The sequence below is a fragment of the Acinetobacter colistiniresistens genome (assembly GCF_000413935.1).
Lineage (GTDB): Bacteria > Pseudomonadota > Gammaproteobacteria > Pseudomonadales > Moraxellaceae > Acinetobacter > Acinetobacter colistiniresistens.
Window position 1 is genome coordinate 74,803 of the sequence record NZ_KE340378.1, and the last position, 17,814, is coordinate 92,616.

Annotated in this window: 14 protein-coding genes; 9 read left to right on the forward strand and 5 right to left on the reverse strand. The window is 38.9% G+C overall.

Annotated elements, in window-relative coordinates:
* Window positions 1-30: 30 nt before the first annotated feature.
* Complete coding sequence (gene uvrA / locus F907_RS14965; RefSeq protein ID WP_016651351.1) at window positions 31-2,868, reverse strand: excinuclease ABC subunit UvrA; 2,838 nt, start codon at window positions 2,866-2,868, stop codon at window positions 31-33.
* Between the two features lie 265 nt (window positions 2,869-3,133).
* On the opposite strand from uvrA, the gene F907_RS14960 reads away from it, so the two are divergent.
* Together F907_RS14960 and F907_RS14955 are read left to right on the forward strand one after the other, a co-directional pair.
* On the forward strand, window positions 3,134-3,706 hold the full coding sequence (locus F907_RS14960; protein WP_016651352.1) for a DUF2939 domain-containing protein: 573 nt from the start codon (window positions 3,134-3,136) through the stop codon (window positions 3,704-3,706).
* A gap of 52 nt (window positions 3,707-3,758) precedes the next feature.
* Window positions 3,759-4,112, forward strand: coding sequence for a DUF1304 domain-containing protein (locus tag F907_RS14955; protein ID WP_016651353.1), 354 nt, complete (start codon window positions 3,759-3,761; stop codon window positions 4,110-4,112).
* Window positions 4,113-4,264: 152 nt separating this feature from the next.
* Here F907_RS14955 and tenA read toward each other — a convergent pair whose 3' ends face one another.
* Window positions 4,265-4,939, reverse strand: coding sequence for a thiaminase II (gene tenA, locus F907_RS14950; RefSeq protein WP_016651354.1), 675 nt, complete (start codon window positions 4,937-4,939; stop codon window positions 4,265-4,267).
* A 172-nt stretch (window positions 4,940-5,111) separates the two neighbouring features.
* Between tenA and F907_RS14945 the strand changes: the two genes are divergently transcribed.
* From F907_RS14945 to F907_RS14915, 7 genes are all read left to right on the forward strand, one after another.
* A complete protein-coding gene (locus tag F907_RS14945) occupies window positions 5,112-6,194 on the forward strand; it encodes a DUF475 domain-containing protein (protein WP_005275612.1) in 1,083 nt (360 codons plus the stop codon).
* Window positions 6,195-6,350: 156 nt separating this feature from the next.
* Window positions 6,351-7,712 (forward strand): MFS transporter, encoded by a 1,362-nt coding sequence (locus F907_RS14940; protein WP_005238204.1) that lies wholly within the window; start codon window positions 6,351-6,353, stop codon window positions 7,710-7,712.
* Window positions 7,713-7,763: 51 nt separating this feature from the next.
* The gene (ssb, locus tag F907_RS14935) at window positions 7,764-8,345 is read left to right on the forward strand and encodes a single-stranded DNA-binding protein (RefSeq protein WP_016651355.1); all 582 of its coding nucleotides are present in this window, start codon (window positions 7,764-7,766) and stop codon (window positions 8,343-8,345) included.
* A 155-nt stretch (window positions 8,346-8,500) separates the two neighbouring features.
* On the forward strand, window positions 8,501-9,727 hold the full coding sequence (locus F907_RS14930; protein ID WP_016651356.1) for a site-specific integrase: 1,227 nt from the start codon (window positions 8,501-8,503) through the stop codon (window positions 9,725-9,727).
* Window positions 9,720-11,276, forward strand: coding sequence for a site-specific integrase (locus F907_RS14925; protein WP_016651357.1), 1,557 nt, complete (start codon window positions 9,720-9,722; stop codon window positions 11,274-11,276). Before F907_RS14930 ends, F907_RS14925 begins: the two co-directional genes overlap by 8 nt.
* Window positions 11,269-13,386, forward strand: coding sequence for a hypothetical protein (locus F907_RS14920; protein ID WP_016651358.1), 2,118 nt, complete (start codon window positions 11,269-11,271; stop codon window positions 13,384-13,386). The genes F907_RS14925 and F907_RS14920 overlap by 8 nt, the downstream gene beginning before the upstream one ends.
* A 1-nt stretch (window position 13,387) precedes the next feature.
* Window positions 13,388-13,804 (forward strand): hypothetical protein, encoded by a 417-nt coding sequence (locus F907_RS14915; RefSeq protein ID WP_016651359.1) that lies wholly within the window; start codon window positions 13,388-13,390, stop codon window positions 13,802-13,804.
* Window positions 13,805-13,877: 73 nt separating this feature from the next.
* Here the strand turns inward: F907_RS14915 and F907_RS14910 are convergent, their stop codons facing one another.
* The 3 genes from F907_RS14910 to F907_RS14900 are packed head-to-tail and all read right to left on the reverse strand — an operon-like array spanning window position 13,878 to window position 17,651.
* Complete coding sequence (locus F907_RS14910; protein ID WP_016651360.1) at window positions 13,878-14,591, reverse strand: hypothetical protein; 714 nt, start codon at window positions 14,589-14,591, stop codon at window positions 13,878-13,880.
* A gap of 1 nt (window position 14,592) precedes the next feature.
* Window positions 14,593-17,463, reverse strand: coding sequence for an HsdM family class I SAM-dependent methyltransferase (locus F907_RS14905; protein WP_016651361.1), 2,871 nt, complete (start codon window positions 17,461-17,463; stop codon window positions 14,593-14,595).
* Complete coding sequence (locus tag F907_RS14900; RefSeq protein WP_016651362.1) at window positions 17,460-17,651, reverse strand: hypothetical protein; 192 nt, start codon at window positions 17,649-17,651, stop codon at window positions 17,460-17,462. Before F907_RS14900 ends, F907_RS14905 begins: the two co-directional genes overlap by 4 nt.
* Between the last annotated feature and the right edge of the window lie 163 nt (window positions 17,652-17,814).

Genomic DNA, 17,814 nt, shown 5'->3' on the forward strand with positions numbered 1-17,814 from the left:
CTTAAATTTACCCTCATATTTGCACAGTAATTAAACTGATTTCAACATCGGTTTCAAGAATCGACCTGTATGTGAAATTGCAACCTCAGCAATTTGCTCTGGTGTGCCCTCAGCAATAATCTGGCCACCACCCGAACCGCCTTCAGGACCTAAGTCAACGACCCAATCGGCAGTCTTGATCACATCCAGATTATGCTCAATCACCACAATGGTATTGCCCTTATTGCGTAGCTCATACAGGATATCGAGCAACTTGGCGATATCATGGAAATGCAGACCTGTAGTCGGTTCATCCAGAATATACAAGGTTCGACCGGTATCGCGCTTGGCCAATTCACGTGCCAGTTTCACCCGTTGCGCTTCACCACCAGAAAGGGTGGTTGCTGCTTGACCCAAACGGATATAACCCAGACCCACTTGGGTCAAGGTATCTAAACGACGATGAATCACAGGAATCGCACTAAAGAACTCCGCTGCATCTTCCACGGTCATTTCCAATACATCTGAAATGTTCTTGCCTTTATAACCGACTTCTAAGGTTTCACGGTTATAACGCTTGCCATGACAGGCATCACAAGGCACATACATATCTGGCAGGAAGTGCATCGCCACTTTGATCATACCGTCACCCTCACAGGCTTCACAGCGACCGCCTTTCACGTTAAACGAGAAACGGCCTGCACTATAACCACGTGCTTTGGCTTCAGGTGTCTGTGCGAATAACTCACGAATCGGCGTGAATAAACCGGTATAGGTGGCTGGATTGGAACGAGGGGTACGCCCAATTGGACTCTGGTCAATATCAACCACTTTATCCAGATGCTGTAAGCCATCAATTGAATCAAACTTTTCCGCAGTCAATGTGGTTGCGCCATTCAGTTGAGTTGCAGCTAAAGGTAATAAGGTACGGTTAATCAGCGTTGATTTACCTGAACCTGAAACCCCCGTCACACAGGTCATGATGCCAAGAGGAATGGTCAAGTCGACATTTTGTAAGTTATGTCCGCTTGCACCAGACAATTTGATCACTTCATCTGGACGAGGGGACAAGGTGCGTTGTTTCGGTACTTCAATCTTCAACTTACCTGAAAGATATTGACCTGTCAGTGAGTCGGCATGATTGGCCAACTCATCGTAGGTGCCTTCAGCAATCACGGCACCGCCATGAATCCCTGCACCTGGCCCGATATCAATAATATGGTCAGCGGCACGAATTGCATCTTCATCATGTTCAACCACCAGCACGGTATTGCCCAAATCACGTAAACGAATCAGGGTTTGTAATAAGCGATCATTATCCCGTTGATGTAGACCAATCGATGGTTCATCCAGCACATACATCACGCCCATAAGACCTGCACCGATCTGTGACGCCAGACGAATACGTTGTGCTTCACCGCCAGAAAGAGTTTCGGCTGAACGTGCCAAGCTGAGATAATTTAGGCCAACGCTGACCAGAAAATGTAAGCGCTCACGGATCTCTTTAAAGATTTTATCGGCAATTTCACCTTTGGCTCCTTCAAGGTTCAGGTCTTGATAATAGTGTTCAGCATCGCCAATCGACATCTTGGTAATTTGGGCAATGGTCTTGTCTTTCACCCGAACATGGCGCGAAATTTCATTCAGACGTGAACCACCACAGGCATCACAGGCTGCATTCGACAGATACTGTGCCAAATCATCACGTACATAATTCGATTCGGTTTCACGATAGCGACGTTCCAGATGCGGCAAAATTCCTTCAAAGGCCTGCACCCGACTGTGTTTACGACCTCGTTCATCGATATAGCTCAGATCGATTTTCTCTTTGCCTGTGCCTTGCAGGAATTTCTTTTGCGTGTCTTTATCCAGCTGATTCCATGGTTGATCGAGGTCAATATTGAAATGATCTGCGACTTTTTGCAGCATGGTGTAGTAATACGGACGCTGTCTGTCCCAACCCCGAATTGCCCCTTGGCTGATCGAAACCTCTGGATTTGGAATCAGTTTGTCCGCACTGAAATGGCTACGGGTTCCCAAACCATCACACACTGGGCAGGCACCAAATGGATTGTTGAAGGAGAATAGGCGTGGCTCAAGTTCAGCCACAGCGCGGTCACATTCTGGGCAAGAGTGTTTAGCTGAGAATACGCGTTCAGGGTGTTCGCCATTCATCCAGGATAGAACCGCGATATCACCGCCTAAACGCAAGGCAGTTTCAAAGGATTCTGCGATACGGTTCCCCAGATCATCACGCACTTTAAAGCGATCCACCACCACTTCAATGGTGTGCTTTTTCTTTTTATCCAGTTCTGGTGGGGTATCGATATCAATGATTTCACCATCGACACGGGCACGCACAAAGCCCTGACCTTGGAGCTGTTCAAACAGTTGGGTGTATTCACCTTTACGCTCACGTACCACAGGGGCGAGCAACATCAGTGCAGTACCTTCTTCAAGACTTTTTACTGCATCGACCATTTCCGAAATGGTTTGTGCCACCATAGGGAGGTCATGTTCTGGGCAGTACGGCGTACCCACGCGTGCATAGAGCAAACGCAAATAGTCATAAATTTCGGTAATGGTACCCACGGTCGAGCGAGGGTTGTGGCTGGTTGACTTTTGTTCAATCGCAATTGCAGGAGATAAACCTTCAATCGAATCGACTTCTGGTTTTTCCATTTGTGACAGGAATTGACGTGCATAAGCCGAAAGCGATTCAACATAACGGCGTTGACCTTCGGCATATAAGGTATCAAAGGCCAAGGAGGATTTACCTGAGCCAGAAAGTCCCGTAATCACCACAAACTTGTCACGTGGAATATCGAGTGACACATTTTTTAAATTATGGGTACGTGCGCCTCGAATACGGATATGACTTTGACTCATAAATACATCTCAATAAGCTGAATATGAAAAATTAAGGTCTGTTGATGCTTCTATCCAGCGTGTTGCTGAGAAGTTTCTCCAGACCTTCTATATAATAACGATTTAAAATTGTTCAAGCTGTAACAAAACGATTTTAAACGTCAGATTGTGTCGGATTAATGATTTCAACACTGTTTTTAACATAAATTTTCATGTGAAATCACAGTTTATCTGTGAACGGTTTCAAGCATTGATTAAAAAATAAAGTGCTAAAATTGAGGGCTGCATGTCAAAAAAATTGAAAATCTCCATAGTTGCGCTGCTTTTGCTGGTTGTGGCTTATGTTTATGCATTGCCTTATTTGACGATTTATCAAATCCGTCAAGCTTTGAAAAATGAGGACACGACCGCTTTAGCCCATTATGTGGACTTTCCAAGTGTACGCCAGAATCTTAAAGATCAATTCAATACAGCCTTATTAAAAAAATTCCCGGCAGATGAACGAGGTCGCGAAGGAGGCTTTGCTGCACTCGGTGCGATGTTAGCCTCATCCATGGTGGATAAAATGGTCGATATGATGGTGAGCCCACAAGGGGTTTCGATGTTGTTGCAAGGCAAAAAGTTAAAAGAAGGTTTGCCTTACTCGGCACACTCTGAACCGCAACCTGTGCAGGCTGAGACCCAGAAACAGTCACCACAAGAACAGGTTAACTATCGGAGTCACTATCAGTCCTTGAATCAGTTTGTGGTGGAAATTCAACAGGCTGAACAGCGGTCGAAGATGAATGTGATCATGCAAAGACAGGGTTTGAGCTGGAAAGTCACACAAATCCAATTGCCTATGGAGCAATTGCAATAGATTGGTGATAGATTGAAATATCGCACAAGCGTACAGATAAGGACAAATAAAAATGTTAGGGAAGATACTGATTGGATTGCTTGGGGTATTACACGTTTATATTTTGGTGCTGGAAATGTTTTTGTGGGATAAGCCCTATGGTTTAAAAGCGTTTGGCAATAGTCTGGAAAAAGCACAACTCACCAAGGTTCTGGCACAAAATCAGGGGTTGTATAATGGCTTTCTGGCTGCTGGATTATTCTGGGCATTACTGGCACCCGCAGACTATGCCACGGCAATTGCCAATTTCTTTTTAGGCTGTGTGCTGATCGCGGGTATATACGGCGGACTGACCGCAAGCAAAAAGATTATTTATATTCAGGCAATCCCTGCATTGCTGGCTTTAATTGTGGTGAATGTTTTTTAACCCAGCAATAAAAGTAGGCATTTGATCTGATTTATGCTTTAATGCGCCTAGTTTGAGATGAGCCTCATACAGTATATCGGACGATACGATATACGACTAAGCCCCTTAAGTGGGGCTTTTTTATGTCTAAAGAAAATGCACAAGGGTATGGTTTAGGCTGGATCAAGCCCCAACCATTGGCGTTGCTGATAAGCGCCGTCCCAGAACAACCATTCCAGTTTTGCCCCCATGGTATAGGCCGCATGCATTTTGGCTAAGGTATCTTCATCACAACGGGCAGCGACTTTATCTACAGTTGCAATTACATTACGCACCGCCGTATTAAATTCTTTACCTGCGTAGGTATCGATCCATGCCTGATAAGGGTTGTTGGCAACCGACTGGCTGACGATATCTTTCCCTACTTCTGCATAAATCCAGAAGCATGGCAATAAGGCTGCTAAAATCACCGGATAGCTTTCTGACCATGCGGTTGCCGTCAGAAAAGAGGTGTAATGATGACACGCCAGCGTCAGTGGTGTGTTTTCAAACTCGGTTTTGCTGACATCAAATTCCTGCATAAAATCATTGTGTAAACTGCGTTCTACAATAATGGCAATTTTAGCCGCTTCAGAAAATTGAATCACGTCATCAGCTGCATAGGCTTTTGCGGCGGCAACCGCAAGTGCTCGACCATAAGCCAATAAGTAGTGTGCATCCTGAATTACATAATGACAGAAAACGTCGCGCTCCAATGTGCCTGCCGCCAGTTCCTGATTAAACGGCAGGGCCAATATTTTTTGATATAAGTCTTGATTGCGTTGCCAAACATCTTGAGAAAACGTCATGGATTTGAACCTGTTAAAACGCGAAAAAATTAATCTTGCTGAACTATAACAGAGTCTGATTCGGATATTTTTTTCTTCAAAACAAGTGCAACAATCTTTTCTAACTTTTACTGAAAACTCGCCTACAATAGACACATTTTTATAACTCGACGATTTGAATAAAAGGCTGCTCATGAAGCATTTTCGTTTTTCAATTTTCTTTACGGTAGTGTGCTTGGCACTATCTGCTTACTGGGGCTATACGCACGGCCCTGAAGCGGGTGTTGCGACCATGTTAAAGGCATTGACCATTACTGCAATTTTGGCAGTTATGGAAGTTTCTTTATCTTTTGATAATGCCGTGGTCAATGCATCTGTACTTCGTGGTTGGGATCATTTCTGGAAAATGATTTTCTTAACCGTTGGGATTCTGGTTGCTGTATTTGGTATGCGCTTAATCTTCCCTGTGGTGATTGTTGCCGTGACCGCTGATATGGGCATGATTGAAGTGGCCAAATTGGCTCTCAATGATCCGAAGACCTATTCTGAACGCTTAATGGCACACCATGCTGAAATTGCAGCATTTGGTGGAACTTTCCTGTTGCTGGTTTTCCTGAATTTCTTTTTTGATGATGGTAAGGAAACGCACTGGTTCAAGTGGCTAGAAGCGAAACTGGCGCATTTGGCCAGTGTGCCAGCGATGTCGGTTTTCCTTGCCTTGATTGCGATGATTATCATGGCGGCCAATGTAGATGAATCTGCCCGTTTGGCGGTGACCATGGCGGGGATTTGGGGCATTGTGGTGTATATCGGGGTGCAGGTCTTGAGCCATTTATTGGGTGGAGAACCTGAGATTGATGAAGACGGCAATGCGGTGACGCATGACTCAAGCGGTGCAGCTTCGGGTGTGGTGAAAGCAGGTTTTGGTGGCTTCCTTTATCTTGAAGTACTGGATGCATCGTTCAGTTTTGATGGCGTGATTGGTGCCTTTGCGATTACCAGTGATGTCGTGATCATCATGCTCGGTTTGGCAATTGGTGCGATCTTTGTCCGTTCGATGACCATTTATTTGGTGGAGAAAGGTACATTGGATGCCTATATCTACCTAGAGCATGGCGCACACTATGCGATTGGTGCCTTGGCATTTATCATGATCGCCAGCGGTACCGGCTTACATGTCCCTGAAATTGTGACAGGTCTGATTGGTGTGGCCTTTATTGTCTGGGCGGTGATTGCCTCGATTCAATATAGCAAGCGGGAACAGCAAGCCTCTTAAGCTTGTTTTCAGCTTGGTCAGCTATTTTAAATAAAGGAGCGATAGTCGCTCCTTTATTTTTTCTCTGCAGAAAGATTGTGTTTTTCATAATCTCTTACAACCTTTGTAGGCGAATGGCTTATAATTCGCTGAGCCAGTTATAGTGTCTTATCAACAATGAATGCTTTAGAACGTCGTTCAACCTTTGCCTTAAGTAGCATTTTTGCCTTACGCATGTTGGGCCTGTTCATGATTATTCCTGTGTTTTCAGTCGCAGGACAATCTTACCAATATGCTACGCCCGCCTTGATTGGTCTCGCTGTTGGGGTTTATGGCTTAACTCAGGCGATTTTACAGATCCCCTTTAGTTTGTTGGCTGATCGTTTTAGCCGTAAGCCGTTGGTGGTGCTTGGCTTATTGTTATTCGCCATTGGCGGTGCAATCGCAGGCTTATCCGACACCATTTATGGCGTGATTATTGGTCGTGCCATTGCTGGTGCCGGCGCGGTCTCTGCCGTGGTGATGGCATTACTGGCCGATGTCACTCGTGAAGAACAGCGTACCAAAGCCATGGCGGCGATGGGTATGAGTATTGGTTTATCCTTTGTTGTCGCTTTTAGTTTAGGGCCATGGCTCACCAGTCTGGTCGGTATTTCTGGCTTATTCTTTGTCACCACCATTATGGGTTTGGCTGCGATTTTGATGTTGCTTCTGGTGCCCAAAGTCACGCGACATCACCGCAATTATCAACAAGGCTATTTGACCCAACTCAAACAAGTGATTCAAATGGGTGAGTTGAACCGACTGCATGTGTCGGTATTTGCCTTGCATTTACTCCTCACGGCGATGTTTATCTATGTGCCCTCGCAGTTGATTGAGTATGCGCAAATTCCATTGGCAAAGCATGGTTTAGTCTATTTACCGCTGTTGGTGATCAGTCTGTTTTTTGCCTTTCCAAGTATTATCATTGCGGAAAAATATCGCAAAATGCGCGGCATTTTTCTCACTGCAATCGCGGGGATTATTGGCGGGTTGCTGATTCTGATTTTTGGCTATGAGTCTAAATATGTATTGCTGGCAGGACTGGGTTTATTCTTTATTGCTTTTAATGTGATGGAGGCGTTATTGCCTTCGTGGCTGTCTAAAGCCGCACCGATTCAATCTAAAGCCACGGCAATGGGCGTCAATGCCAGTAGCCAGTTTTTAGGGGCTTTCTTTGGTGGTACTTTGGGTGGACAGCTTTTGATGTTACAGAATACTGCGCTCGGGTGGAGTGTGCTGACGGGGATTGCTATAATATGGCTGCTGATTAGTTTTGGTCTGGCTCAGCCAAGATATTTATCTTCCATTGTATTGCCTTTACCTCAGGCAATACAAACAGATGAATGGACTTCAAAACTGTTGGCAATTCGTGGTATTGAAGAAGTCGTGGTGATGCCTGAACAGCAAGTTGCGTATATTAAAGTCGATAAACAGAGCATTGATGATACTGGGCGACAAGATTTAACGCACTTGATTGGCAAAGAGGTAGCCATTTAATCATAACTCTTATAAAGTAAAACATAGAAATATATAGGATGAAGACAGCTAATGCGTGGTGTGAATAAAGTTATTTTAGTCGGTACTTTAGGTAAAGATCCAGAAACGAAAACCTTTCCAAATGGTGGATCATTGACTCAATTCTCGATTGCAACCAGTGAATCGTGGATGGATAAAAGTACGGGTGAGCGTAAAGAGCAAACAGAATGGCACCGTATCGTGTTGCACAACCGTTTAGGTGAAATTGCGCAACAATATCTGCGTAAAGGTTCAAAAGTGTATATCGAAGGTTCATTGCGTACCCGTCAATGGACAGACCAAAATGGTCAAGAGCGTTACAGCACTGAAATCCGTGGTGATCAAATGCAAATGCTCGATAGCCGTCAACAAGGTGAGCAGAGCGGTGGTGACTTTAATCAGCCCCGTTTTAACAACAATAATAACCAAGGTGGTGGTTACCAAAATACGGGCTATAACAATAACAACAACCAAGGTGGTTATGGTCAAGCTGGTGGCAATCAAGGCAATTATGCAGGTAGCCCTCAAGCAGGTAATGGTTTTAATTCACCAAAAGCAGCACCGCAACCGGCTGCAGCAGCACCTGCGGATTTAGACGACGATTTACCGTTCTGACACACCCTAGAGACTATGTTTTGTAAAGTTTATTAAATTATTCTTTATTAGTAGTTAGTTACAAATAAAATTTACAGATACTAGAAATGGTTCTGTAAATTTTTTTACTTATATATTATGATATTTGATACTGAGATATTTTGTTAAATTTAACCATGATGTCTGTTAAAAGATTTGTAATGAGTAGTGGTGAGCGATTCGCTGTTCTTTTGAATAGTGATGGTGTTCCTATGACTTATCCAAATTTATATACGATCATTCATTTAAGAAATCGTGGTCAATCAATCAATACAATTTCAGCTATTTTGGAAGATATTAAGTTGCTCTTTCAGTTGTTGGATAAGTTAGGAATTGACTTGGAACAAAGGATAAAAAGTAAAGATTTTTTAAAACTAAACGAAATAGAAGCCATAGTAAATTTAACCAGTTTCAATCGCAGTCGATTAGGTGGGGCAGATTCAAAAACAAAGATCATAAGTTTTCCAAAAAGTAATAATAAAGAGCGATCTAGAGCAAAATTGGTTGTTACTCAGGACTATGTATCTAAACAATTAATATATAGGCGGTTAACTAATTTTGCTGAATATATTGGATGGTTTGAGACGCATCTTCATTCATCAGCAATAACAAGTACAAAACGTTTGTTAAAATCTCGTAGACCTCGTAAGTTCATGGATATTCAGTCTGAATACAAATCTTTTGATAGTAATCAATTAAATAAAATTCTCAAGGCGGTTGATCCTGATAATCAGAATCGTATCTGGACATCAGATTATCTTACTTATAGAAATGAGCTAATTATCTATTTGTTTTTATATCTTGGATGTCGTAAAGGTGAATTATTAAATTTAAAGATTACAGATATAACCCCCTCTCAAGGTGTTACATCATATCTTACTATTAAGCGTAATCCTCATGATGAACGTGATTCTAGGCTATATCAACCTTTGGTTAAAACCAGAAGTCGATCAATTGCAGTCAATCAAAATCTGAAGAGAAAATTAGAAACTTATATTTTAAATTATAGGTCAACAGTACCTAATGCAGAGCTAACAGACTTTTTGATTTTATCAAATAAAGGCCAGCCTTTATCAATCAATGCTTTAGATAAAATATTTTATGAAATTTCTAAAGTTGTTTTATTCAATGTACATGCTCATGCATTTAGACATACTTGGAATGATAAATTTTCTGAGAAGTCACAAATCCTAGTGGAAAAAGGCAAAACCACAGAATCACAAGTTGAAAATGATCGTGCATATCTGATGGGATGGATACCTAACTCACAAAGTGCAAGAAGATATTCAAGACGTGCAGAGAATAAGCGTGCTGTAGAGATTTATTTAAGTATCCAAGAAAAATTTGAGGATGAAAATGAATAAATCAATTCAAACCGATAGTTTCGATGAATCACAAAATACCTTTACCTCATTCAAAGGATATGAATTTACTATCGATGATCAGAAATGGGTATTAGATATCAATAAAACTATAGATATCTCTCGAGTACGAAATTATGAATTTTCTGTTCAATCAGAAATTGTCATGACTTTGGCTCATTTTGCTAAGTATAGCTCAAGTTCACATACAGCAAACATGTGTGAATATATTGTTAAATATTCCGATATTACAGGAGAAGATCATTTTTCAATTAAAGGTCTTTTAAATTATAAAAATTTTTATTCATCAAAAAAGGATGAATACAAAGTAGCAATGCTAAGAGTTTTTTTGAAAAAACTATATGATTTGGGTTTTTCCTCAGTAGATGATGAAATTTATGATTTAATGGATTCATGGAGATTAAGTGGCAATGAAAAAGGAGCAGCAGTCCTTTCCCTTGATCCAGATGAAGGCCCATTTAGCCCATTTGAATTTCAAGCAATTATCACTAGAACCAACGAATATTTAGCAGAAAATAAGATTTCTTATTACGAGGCTGCTTTAATTCGTATTTTCTGTGCGACTGGTAGAAGACCAATCCAAATTGCAGGATTAAAGATAAAAGACTTATACGTATCGGATAAGTATAATTTTAATGATAAAAATGAAGTTCATATACTTAACATTCCGAGAGCTAAAGTTAGAAGTGCTAGTGGATTCCGATTTGCTTTTAGTGAAGTTGGAATTCGTGAAAGTATCGCTCAAATTTTATTTGAGCATATTCGGATTCTGGAACAAATATTGAGTAATGCAATTAATCGAGAATTATTAAAACAGGAAGTTGATGAACTACCATTATTTTATGATCTTGAAAAACTAACAGAGTTAGATTGGGGCAATGAAAAGGAAATTTCGCAAATTTTACCGAATGAAATTATTCATTTGCCCACGGTTCAACTCACCCAAAAATTAAAAGATGCGGTAAGAAAGCTTGGGGTTCGTTCAAGGGAAACAGGTAAACCAATATTCGTAACTTCTTATAGGTTCCGCTATACGCTTGGTACAAATGCTGCGAGGCAAAAAGCAGGCGTAAATGTCATTGCAAAATTATTGGATCACCATGACACCCAAAATGCACATTGCTATGTACAAAGTGTGCCAGAAATTGCACAGCAAATATCATCTATCATGGATGAGAGTTTACGCAAATATGCAGATGCTTTTCAGGGAAAAGTTGTAAAGGATGAGATAGAAGCCCAATCACAAATTAAAGATGCTAATAGAATTTCTTGCGTAGAGCAGGATTGTGACGTTGGCTCATGTGGTACGCATCAATACTGTAACGATTATGCGCCAATCGCATGTTATCTATGTAGTAAGTTTATGCCTTGGGCAAATGCACCGCATCATCTGATTTTAGAGCAATTAATTCAAGAACGAGATGATCTAGTTAAGATGGGGTGTAACCTTGAAATCGTTGCCGTGAATGATCGAACAATTATTGCTGTTCAGCAAGTAATTGATGCTTGTAAGGAGTTTAATCATGGATAATTTAATATATTTTCTATCTGATAAAATCCAGTCTCCTTACTCCGAAATTAAGCGGTTTATTGATTTTGTTAAACAGTTACCAGAATTAAATGAAGATATTAGATTTGAAAAGAATTATTGGAAAGGCGAAGTAAACTTTGTCAAAACAGGTATTTCATCCAAAGATAGATCACCTGAAAATCTTTTGCATCATTCAATTATAGAGTTTGCCAAGGCGTATGTTAAGTATCAAAGGACTAATAGTAAGTTAAAAACGCAAGATACAATTCTTTCAATTCGGGCAATAGAACAAATATGCTTAGACCGATATGGTGAAGTTGATTTAACTAAATTGGTTATTGCAGATTTTGACTTAGCTGCTGAGAATGCAAAGATAAACTATAAAGCAAGTTCTGCGTATCATGTAGGTAGACAATTAAAAATTCTATTGGACTTTATTCGGAAATTAAAAATAGTTGCTTTACCAGAATGGAAAAATCCGATTAAAAAGCCTTCTGATAAATCAATTGTATTAGATACAGAGTCCGAGGAACATAGAGCATCTAAACTTCCAGATGAAGATGCGATTTTTGCATTAGCTGATATTTTCTCACGGAAAGATTCTGAGTTGTCAGATAGAGATATTTTTGTCACCAGTGCTGTTGGGTTGCTTCTATCTGCACCAGAACGAGCATCAGAACTGTTTTTCTTAAAGCATAATTGTATCCACGAAGAAGAAGTCCAAGCGCTCTCTAAGAGCAGTTTAGGGCTTGTGGCAGATGGTTCTAATCTTGAAAAAGTATTCGGTATTAGATGGTATGGACAAAAAAATTTTGGGTATGACATTAAATATATTCCGAGTACCATGATTCCAACGGCCAAACGGGCAATTGCACGTTTAAAAAAGATGTCAGAAAAGCCTAGACATTTAGCATATTTGCTTGAGACAAGCGATAAATTTCCAAGACATGAGCTTTGTCCTAAAGTGCCTGATGATCAGTTCTTAAAGCGTTCTGATGTACTATTAGCGATGGGATTGGATATATCTTCTTATGAAAACTCGAATAACGCCGGTATAAAGTTTTTAAAAACAAGAGGTATTCCTATTAGTGATTACGAAGTCTGCCTAAATGATTTAAATATTATTCTGAGAAATAGATTACCTAAAGGTTTTCCTTATATACCTTTTAAAACAGGTAATGGTATTCAGGTTAAATGGTCAGAAGCCTTATTTTGTTGTTTCGCAAACCAATTCCATAGTGATAAAGCGACTATTTTCTCAGAATTATGGATACCACATATTGATACCTTAAATGAAGATTTATCACCAACCAAAAAGAAATTAAGAGGAAAAGATGAGTTATCAAATGTCCAATCTATTTTTCAACGGTGGGGATATGGTGACTATAGTATGTCTACCCATCAGTTTCGACATTTATTGAATACGATAGCAAATACTAATGGAATGGATAGCATATTACTCGCCAAATGGTCAGGCCGAGCTGATATGAAGCAAAATCGAGTATATGACCATACAACTGTTGAAGATCGTAATTATGGCTTAATTGAGATGCAGAAAAATGAGGTTGGTTCAGTAAATACTGATAGTACATTTGCATTCCAGATCGCTACACCTCGAACTCTACAGGAGTTAAATACTAGAACAACATTGTCCATGCATACAACTGAGTTTGGGCTTTGCACACATTCATATATTGATGAGCCCTGCCTAAAGTATAGAAACTGTTTGAATTGTACAGAGCATGTCTGTATTAAGGGGGATGAAGAAAAGAAAAAACGGCTTCAAGATCGACTTAGAAAAGAAAAACTCTTATGGGTAAAGGATAAAGAGGCTGTGAGTAAAAATGTTACTGGTGCAACGGTCTGGTTGCAAACTAGAGAGCTTACAATCAAACGTTGTGAACAGATGATTACTCTACTGGATGATCCAAACATTCCCGATGGAACACCTTTGAGTCTGCCCCCTTCTGACGATGTTACACATCTCGATTTAGCATATCAAAAAGCAGGTCATAAACGTATCCCCGTTATTGAGAATACTCAACGTAAAAAGATAGAGGATGAACCACATTTGCTCAGTCCTGCATTGCAAATGGATTTATGGATTTGATATGGCACAGCATTTAACCGATAAAGACATCGAGAATATTGTAGAGCTTCTTGATTATTGGCCTTTAGATCAGAAATTGACCTGGGAACTCCTATGTAACGCTATTGAGCTACAGCTAGAGTTTGTGCCTGCGCCAACTCGTCAAACATTACAGAAATATGTACGAATTAAGAATGCCTATGATCAATGCAAAAAACCAAAATCTACACGGGTTAAGAGTAATCCAACACAGAAATTACCTCCTAGTTTAAAAATTGCTCAAACTAGAATTGAGGCTTTGGAAGTCAAGAATGCCAGACTGGAAAAAGAAAACGCTATGCTGTTAGAGCAGTTTGTAGTGTGGCAATACAATGCTCATAAATATGGACTAAGTATTGCTAAATTGAATGAGCCGATGAGCAAAAAAAGTTCAGATTAATATATACTTGAATAAGCAATTTGTTAAAGTTAATCAGCGTTATAGATTTTCTTAAAGTTGATGATATAGATTTTTACATTTCCACCCAGAGATGAGTGATGTTAATCGGTGGAAGTGGAGTGCTCCGGCTATGTATGGAATTTAACCTTGCTACTTTTTCCGTCATTTTATGTTCAGTTAATATACATTGATCATCTAGTGACCAATTTGGCAAGCTTTCATCACATAGCTGTTGAACCCATTCATTTAGTTGTTTATTCCAATATAAAATATTTTGCTTTTGCACATAGCCAATCATTAAAGCATGTATATGTTTTGCTCCATGATGCCCCGTTTTAAAGCGTTGAACACCACCTGTACTTGACAGATTGGTATATAAATATTCTCTAGGGTCTCTTTTGGGGTCTGTAGGGATTGGGAGGCGTTTACATTCTATGGGAAGTAAAGTTTGATATTGATTATATTGGACTCCTTCGAGCCAAATTATAGTACCGCATGGTGTGGCAGCTAGATCAATTCTTCTATTTGTGTAGACACCGTCAGGTTCTTCTTGTTTGAATTGTACAAAATCCCATCCTTGATGTCTTGATGCACTATTTAGATCACTACATAATTGTGATGATAGTATAGTTTCACTGCTTTCTTTTGGGCGTAAAGGATTGTCACGCCATTCTACTAATGTATCGAAAATAAATTTAGTTAAAGTAGCTAGCCACTCACCTGGAAGATGAGTTCCTTTGCTTAATCTTCCTGTAAGGCTTTGGTAGTTATTTTTATCTGCCAACATTTTAAAACCCCTGTAGCCGAAGATCGGCTAATACATCATCACCATCTCGTAAGGCTATAGATCTAGTCCAAAATCTATGATTATCTGGTTTTAATAAAAATATAAAATTTTGATCATAAATACGTGTTATACGAGTGATGGATAAAGATGTCCCATGATGCTCTTTTAATAATAGGTCGATTTTATTATGCAACTCTTCAGAGCCTGTCCAATCTATCTTACCTTCGCCAAAAGCATAAACTTTACAAATTGCACCAGACCAAGTGTGAGAATCAATCTCTTTCAATTGATTTTTATAATAGATTTTATTAATTAGAGATGTAAAGACTGAATCAAAGGATGCTAATTCATCCTCTTTTACCTGATCCATAAGAATAGAATCTAAGCCGAGACGAATATAATCTCTTTGATAGTTAACAATATCTTCAGCAATTATTTTATCGTTAATACTAAGATCAAGATCTCCATTTTCTAAATATGGCAAAGAGAAAATATCGCCTGCAAAAATGACAGTAGCCCTTTGAGTAATAAGTCTAGAGCTTATACCTGCAACATAAGCTTGCAAAGCAATGGATTCTTTATCTAACCAAGTTTTTACATTCTGAAGTTTATTTATGTCATTCGTTGAGCAGGAGATGCCAACAATTTCATTCTTATATGTTAAATAATGATCAGTCCAAAGATCATTTTGTAAATTTTCACTTTCTTTTATTAATAGTAATGGTGGAGTGAAGCGTCTTACGGATCTAGGGCTTTCAATTGTTCTATTAGGAACAGTGGTAATTAAAGAATTATCAATCCCTTGATTTGTAAGAGCATTTGTGGGTAGTAACGGTTTACCAATTAAATGATCTATAGGTTTGTGCTTGCTTTGTAATCCTGCAATATAGCCTTCACCAATATCCCAATCATTTTGTTTTACATATTCACGTAAAGTAGGATATTTTTGTAATCTTTCAATAAAGGATAAAAAACGTCTCCCACCAAATAAATTCGCACGCCAAATGTAATTTGATTTAATAGCTAACTCATTTGTTAACCAATGCAAATCGTAATAATCAATATCAAATCTTTGTTCCGCTTTTGCCCGACCATTTCGTCTAAATACTGCATGCAGTATTTTATCATCAGATATTGGTTTTAAAGACTCAGCAATAACAATCACAATTTTGGGATCAGCATCACCTTTTTTAAATAACCCTCTAATAGATACGAAATCTAATATTTCCCGTACTTTCCATTTTAAAAGAAAATCATTGCGGAATTGATTAGCATTTTGATTATATATAAACCCTGATGGTTCAATCATCGCCAATATGCCACCACTGGAAATCATCTCCATAGCATCATGTAAAAATAGGTATGCTAATTGTTTATCTGGTAATTTTCCATGTTGAAGAGAATATGAGTGATAGCTACGTTTAGCTCCTTCTGTCGATAGTGAAGATATAAAAGGCGGATTACCAATTACAATGGAAATTGGTTGTTTAACTAAACCTAGTTCTTTTGCTTCAAAGAAACAGCTGGCATGTAATGTATTTCCCATTAGATTTGGAAAAAGTTTATGGGTTTTATAAATATCTTCTGGTTCTAATGCATCACAAAGGCTTAAACATAAACTAAAAGCAGCTAATTCGACTGCACCTCGTTCCAGATCGATTCCATGTACTTTTTGGATTAATAGCCGTAAAGTATCAACATTTGGTTTTTTCCAATTATTTCGTAAACGCCAGTGAAGAATAAGCCTTTTAAATGCTTCAACTAGAAAGACACCTGAACCACAAGCAGGATCAAGAATTATACCAGTGCCTGCCATTAAATCATCAAGCCGTTTCCAGCTTAAGGTTTCATCTAATATTAATCGAACTAAAGCAGGGGGAGTATAGATAGAGCTAGCTGTGTCATTTACAAAAAGTTGATATATATTACTAATCAACTCAACAGGAAGATCTTTAAATGAGTAAAGTTTCCAAAAGTTAAGTTGACCATTTGAATCAGTATAACCATTAATTAATGTGGCATAGTAATGAAGATCATTACTGTTCAGAAGTAAACTGCGTTCCTCATCTGTTAAAGAAAACACATGCCCATTAAATCGGTCTTCAAGAACATACAGTAAGTCTATAAGGGCAGAGCCATCCTGTAAGATATCAAAAAAACTTTTAGCATTAGTTTTAATTTTTTCAAAATCGGTAGGTAATAAAATAGAGCGCTCTTCTAGATAAGCAATTAATAATGATAAAATAAGTAGTCTTCTGCGCAAACTGCTATTTAGCAAATTTTTCTTTGTTAATAAGTTGCTTAGAGACCTAACTTCTTCTACTAATTTACGATGTGCAGATTTGTGTGCAGATAACAACAAATCACATGCCTGTTTATTATCCCAAATTGTACCATTACGAAGTCGTGTAATATCCCACCATAATTCGCTCTGTGCAATTTTTGTACCTAACTTTAAAGTCCGGATAGGATTAAAAATAAGTTGTTCATTATTATTCTTTATAAAATCTGGTTTATGTGCGCAACGAAAAAGTTGAATACAGCCAGAAGTCGCCCTATAGATTAAAGGGACTCCCCCCCAACTCCAAAGGCGTTTGTGTAACATAGCAAATTCTTGATCAGAATCACCTTCTGAAGCACTAAAAATAAAAGCTTGAGGGGTAAGCCGTCCATTTTGTTCAGATTCAAATAAAACAGCTTTTGCACCAAATAACTGAGCCTTTTCCATTACGGAAACAACTTCAGGAGGATGATCAACAGGAGTATACGAATCTACATAAACCAAACCTTCTACAATGGGTGGTTCTCTATTTGTGCTAAATTGAAAAAGCCAATCAGTGTTGTTATCAGAAATAGAGCTATCAGTAGTCATTTTTTACGCTTTTCCTTTGATAGTTCAAATCCCTCTTTTAACAAGGCGAGCATAGTCATTCCTTGTTCAACTGCAAATAATTTAAATTCTCTTTTTTCTTCTGGACTAACCTTAAAATTTAATGAGCTTTCAGTTTTTGCAGATAGTTTTTTCCCCTCTTTATGAGGTTGATTTTGAATTTTAGACATACAACCTCCTGACTAAAAAGATGAAATAAAATTTTATCAAAAACAGTAACATATTTCGATTATGATGTAAATACAGAAATACAGAAATACAGAAATACAGAAATACAGAAATACAGAAATACAGAAATACAGAAATACAGAAATACAGAAATACAGAAATACA

Coding starts and splice junctions, on each gene's coding strand:
- F907_RS14915 (WP_016651359.1), top strand. CDS start 13,388: ATGGCACAGCATTTAACCGATAAAGACATCGAGAATATTGTAGAGCTT.
- F907_RS14940 (WP_005238204.1), top strand. CDS start 6,351: ATGAATGCTTTAGAACGTCGTTCAACCTTTGCCTTAAGTAGCATTTTT.
- F907_RS14900 (WP_016651362.1), bottom strand. CDS start 17,651: ATGTCTAAAATTCAAAATCAACCTCATAAAGAGGGGAAAAAACTATCT.
- F907_RS14930 (WP_016651356.1), top strand. CDS start 8,501: ATGATGTCTGTTAAAAGATTTGTAATGAGTAGTGGTGAGCGATTCGCT.
- F907_RS14905 (WP_016651361.1), bottom strand. CDS start 17,463: ATGACTACTGATAGCTCTATTTCTGATAACAACACTGATTGGCTTTTT.
- tenA (WP_016651354.1), bottom strand. CDS start 4,939: ATGACGTTTTCTCAAGATGTTTGGCAACGCAATCAAGACTTATATCAA.
- ssb (WP_016651355.1), top strand. CDS start 7,764: ATGCGTGGTGTGAATAAAGTTATTTTAGTCGGTACTTTAGGTAAAGAT.
- F907_RS14925 (WP_016651357.1), top strand. CDS start 9,720: ATGAATAAATCAATTCAAACCGATAGTTTCGATGAATCACAAAATACC.
- uvrA (WP_016651351.1), bottom strand. CDS start 2,868: ATGAGTCAAAGTCATATCCGTATTCGAGGCGCACGTACCCATAATTTA.
- F907_RS14955 (WP_016651353.1), top strand. CDS start 3,759: ATGTTAGGGAAGATACTGATTGGATTGCTTGGGGTATTACACGTTTAT.
- F907_RS14910 (WP_016651360.1), bottom strand. CDS start 14,591: ATGTTGGCAGATAAAAATAACTACCAAAGCCTTACAGGAAGATTAAGC.
- F907_RS14920 (WP_016651358.1), top strand. CDS start 11,269: ATGGATAATTTAATATATTTTCTATCTGATAAAATCCAGTCTCCTTAC.
- F907_RS14960 (WP_016651352.1), top strand. CDS start 3,134: ATGTCAAAAAAATTGAAAATCTCCATAGTTGCGCTGCTTTTGCTGGTT.
- F907_RS14945 (WP_005275612.1), top strand. CDS start 5,112: ATGAAGCATTTTCGTTTTTCAATTTTCTTTACGGTAGTGTGCTTGGCA.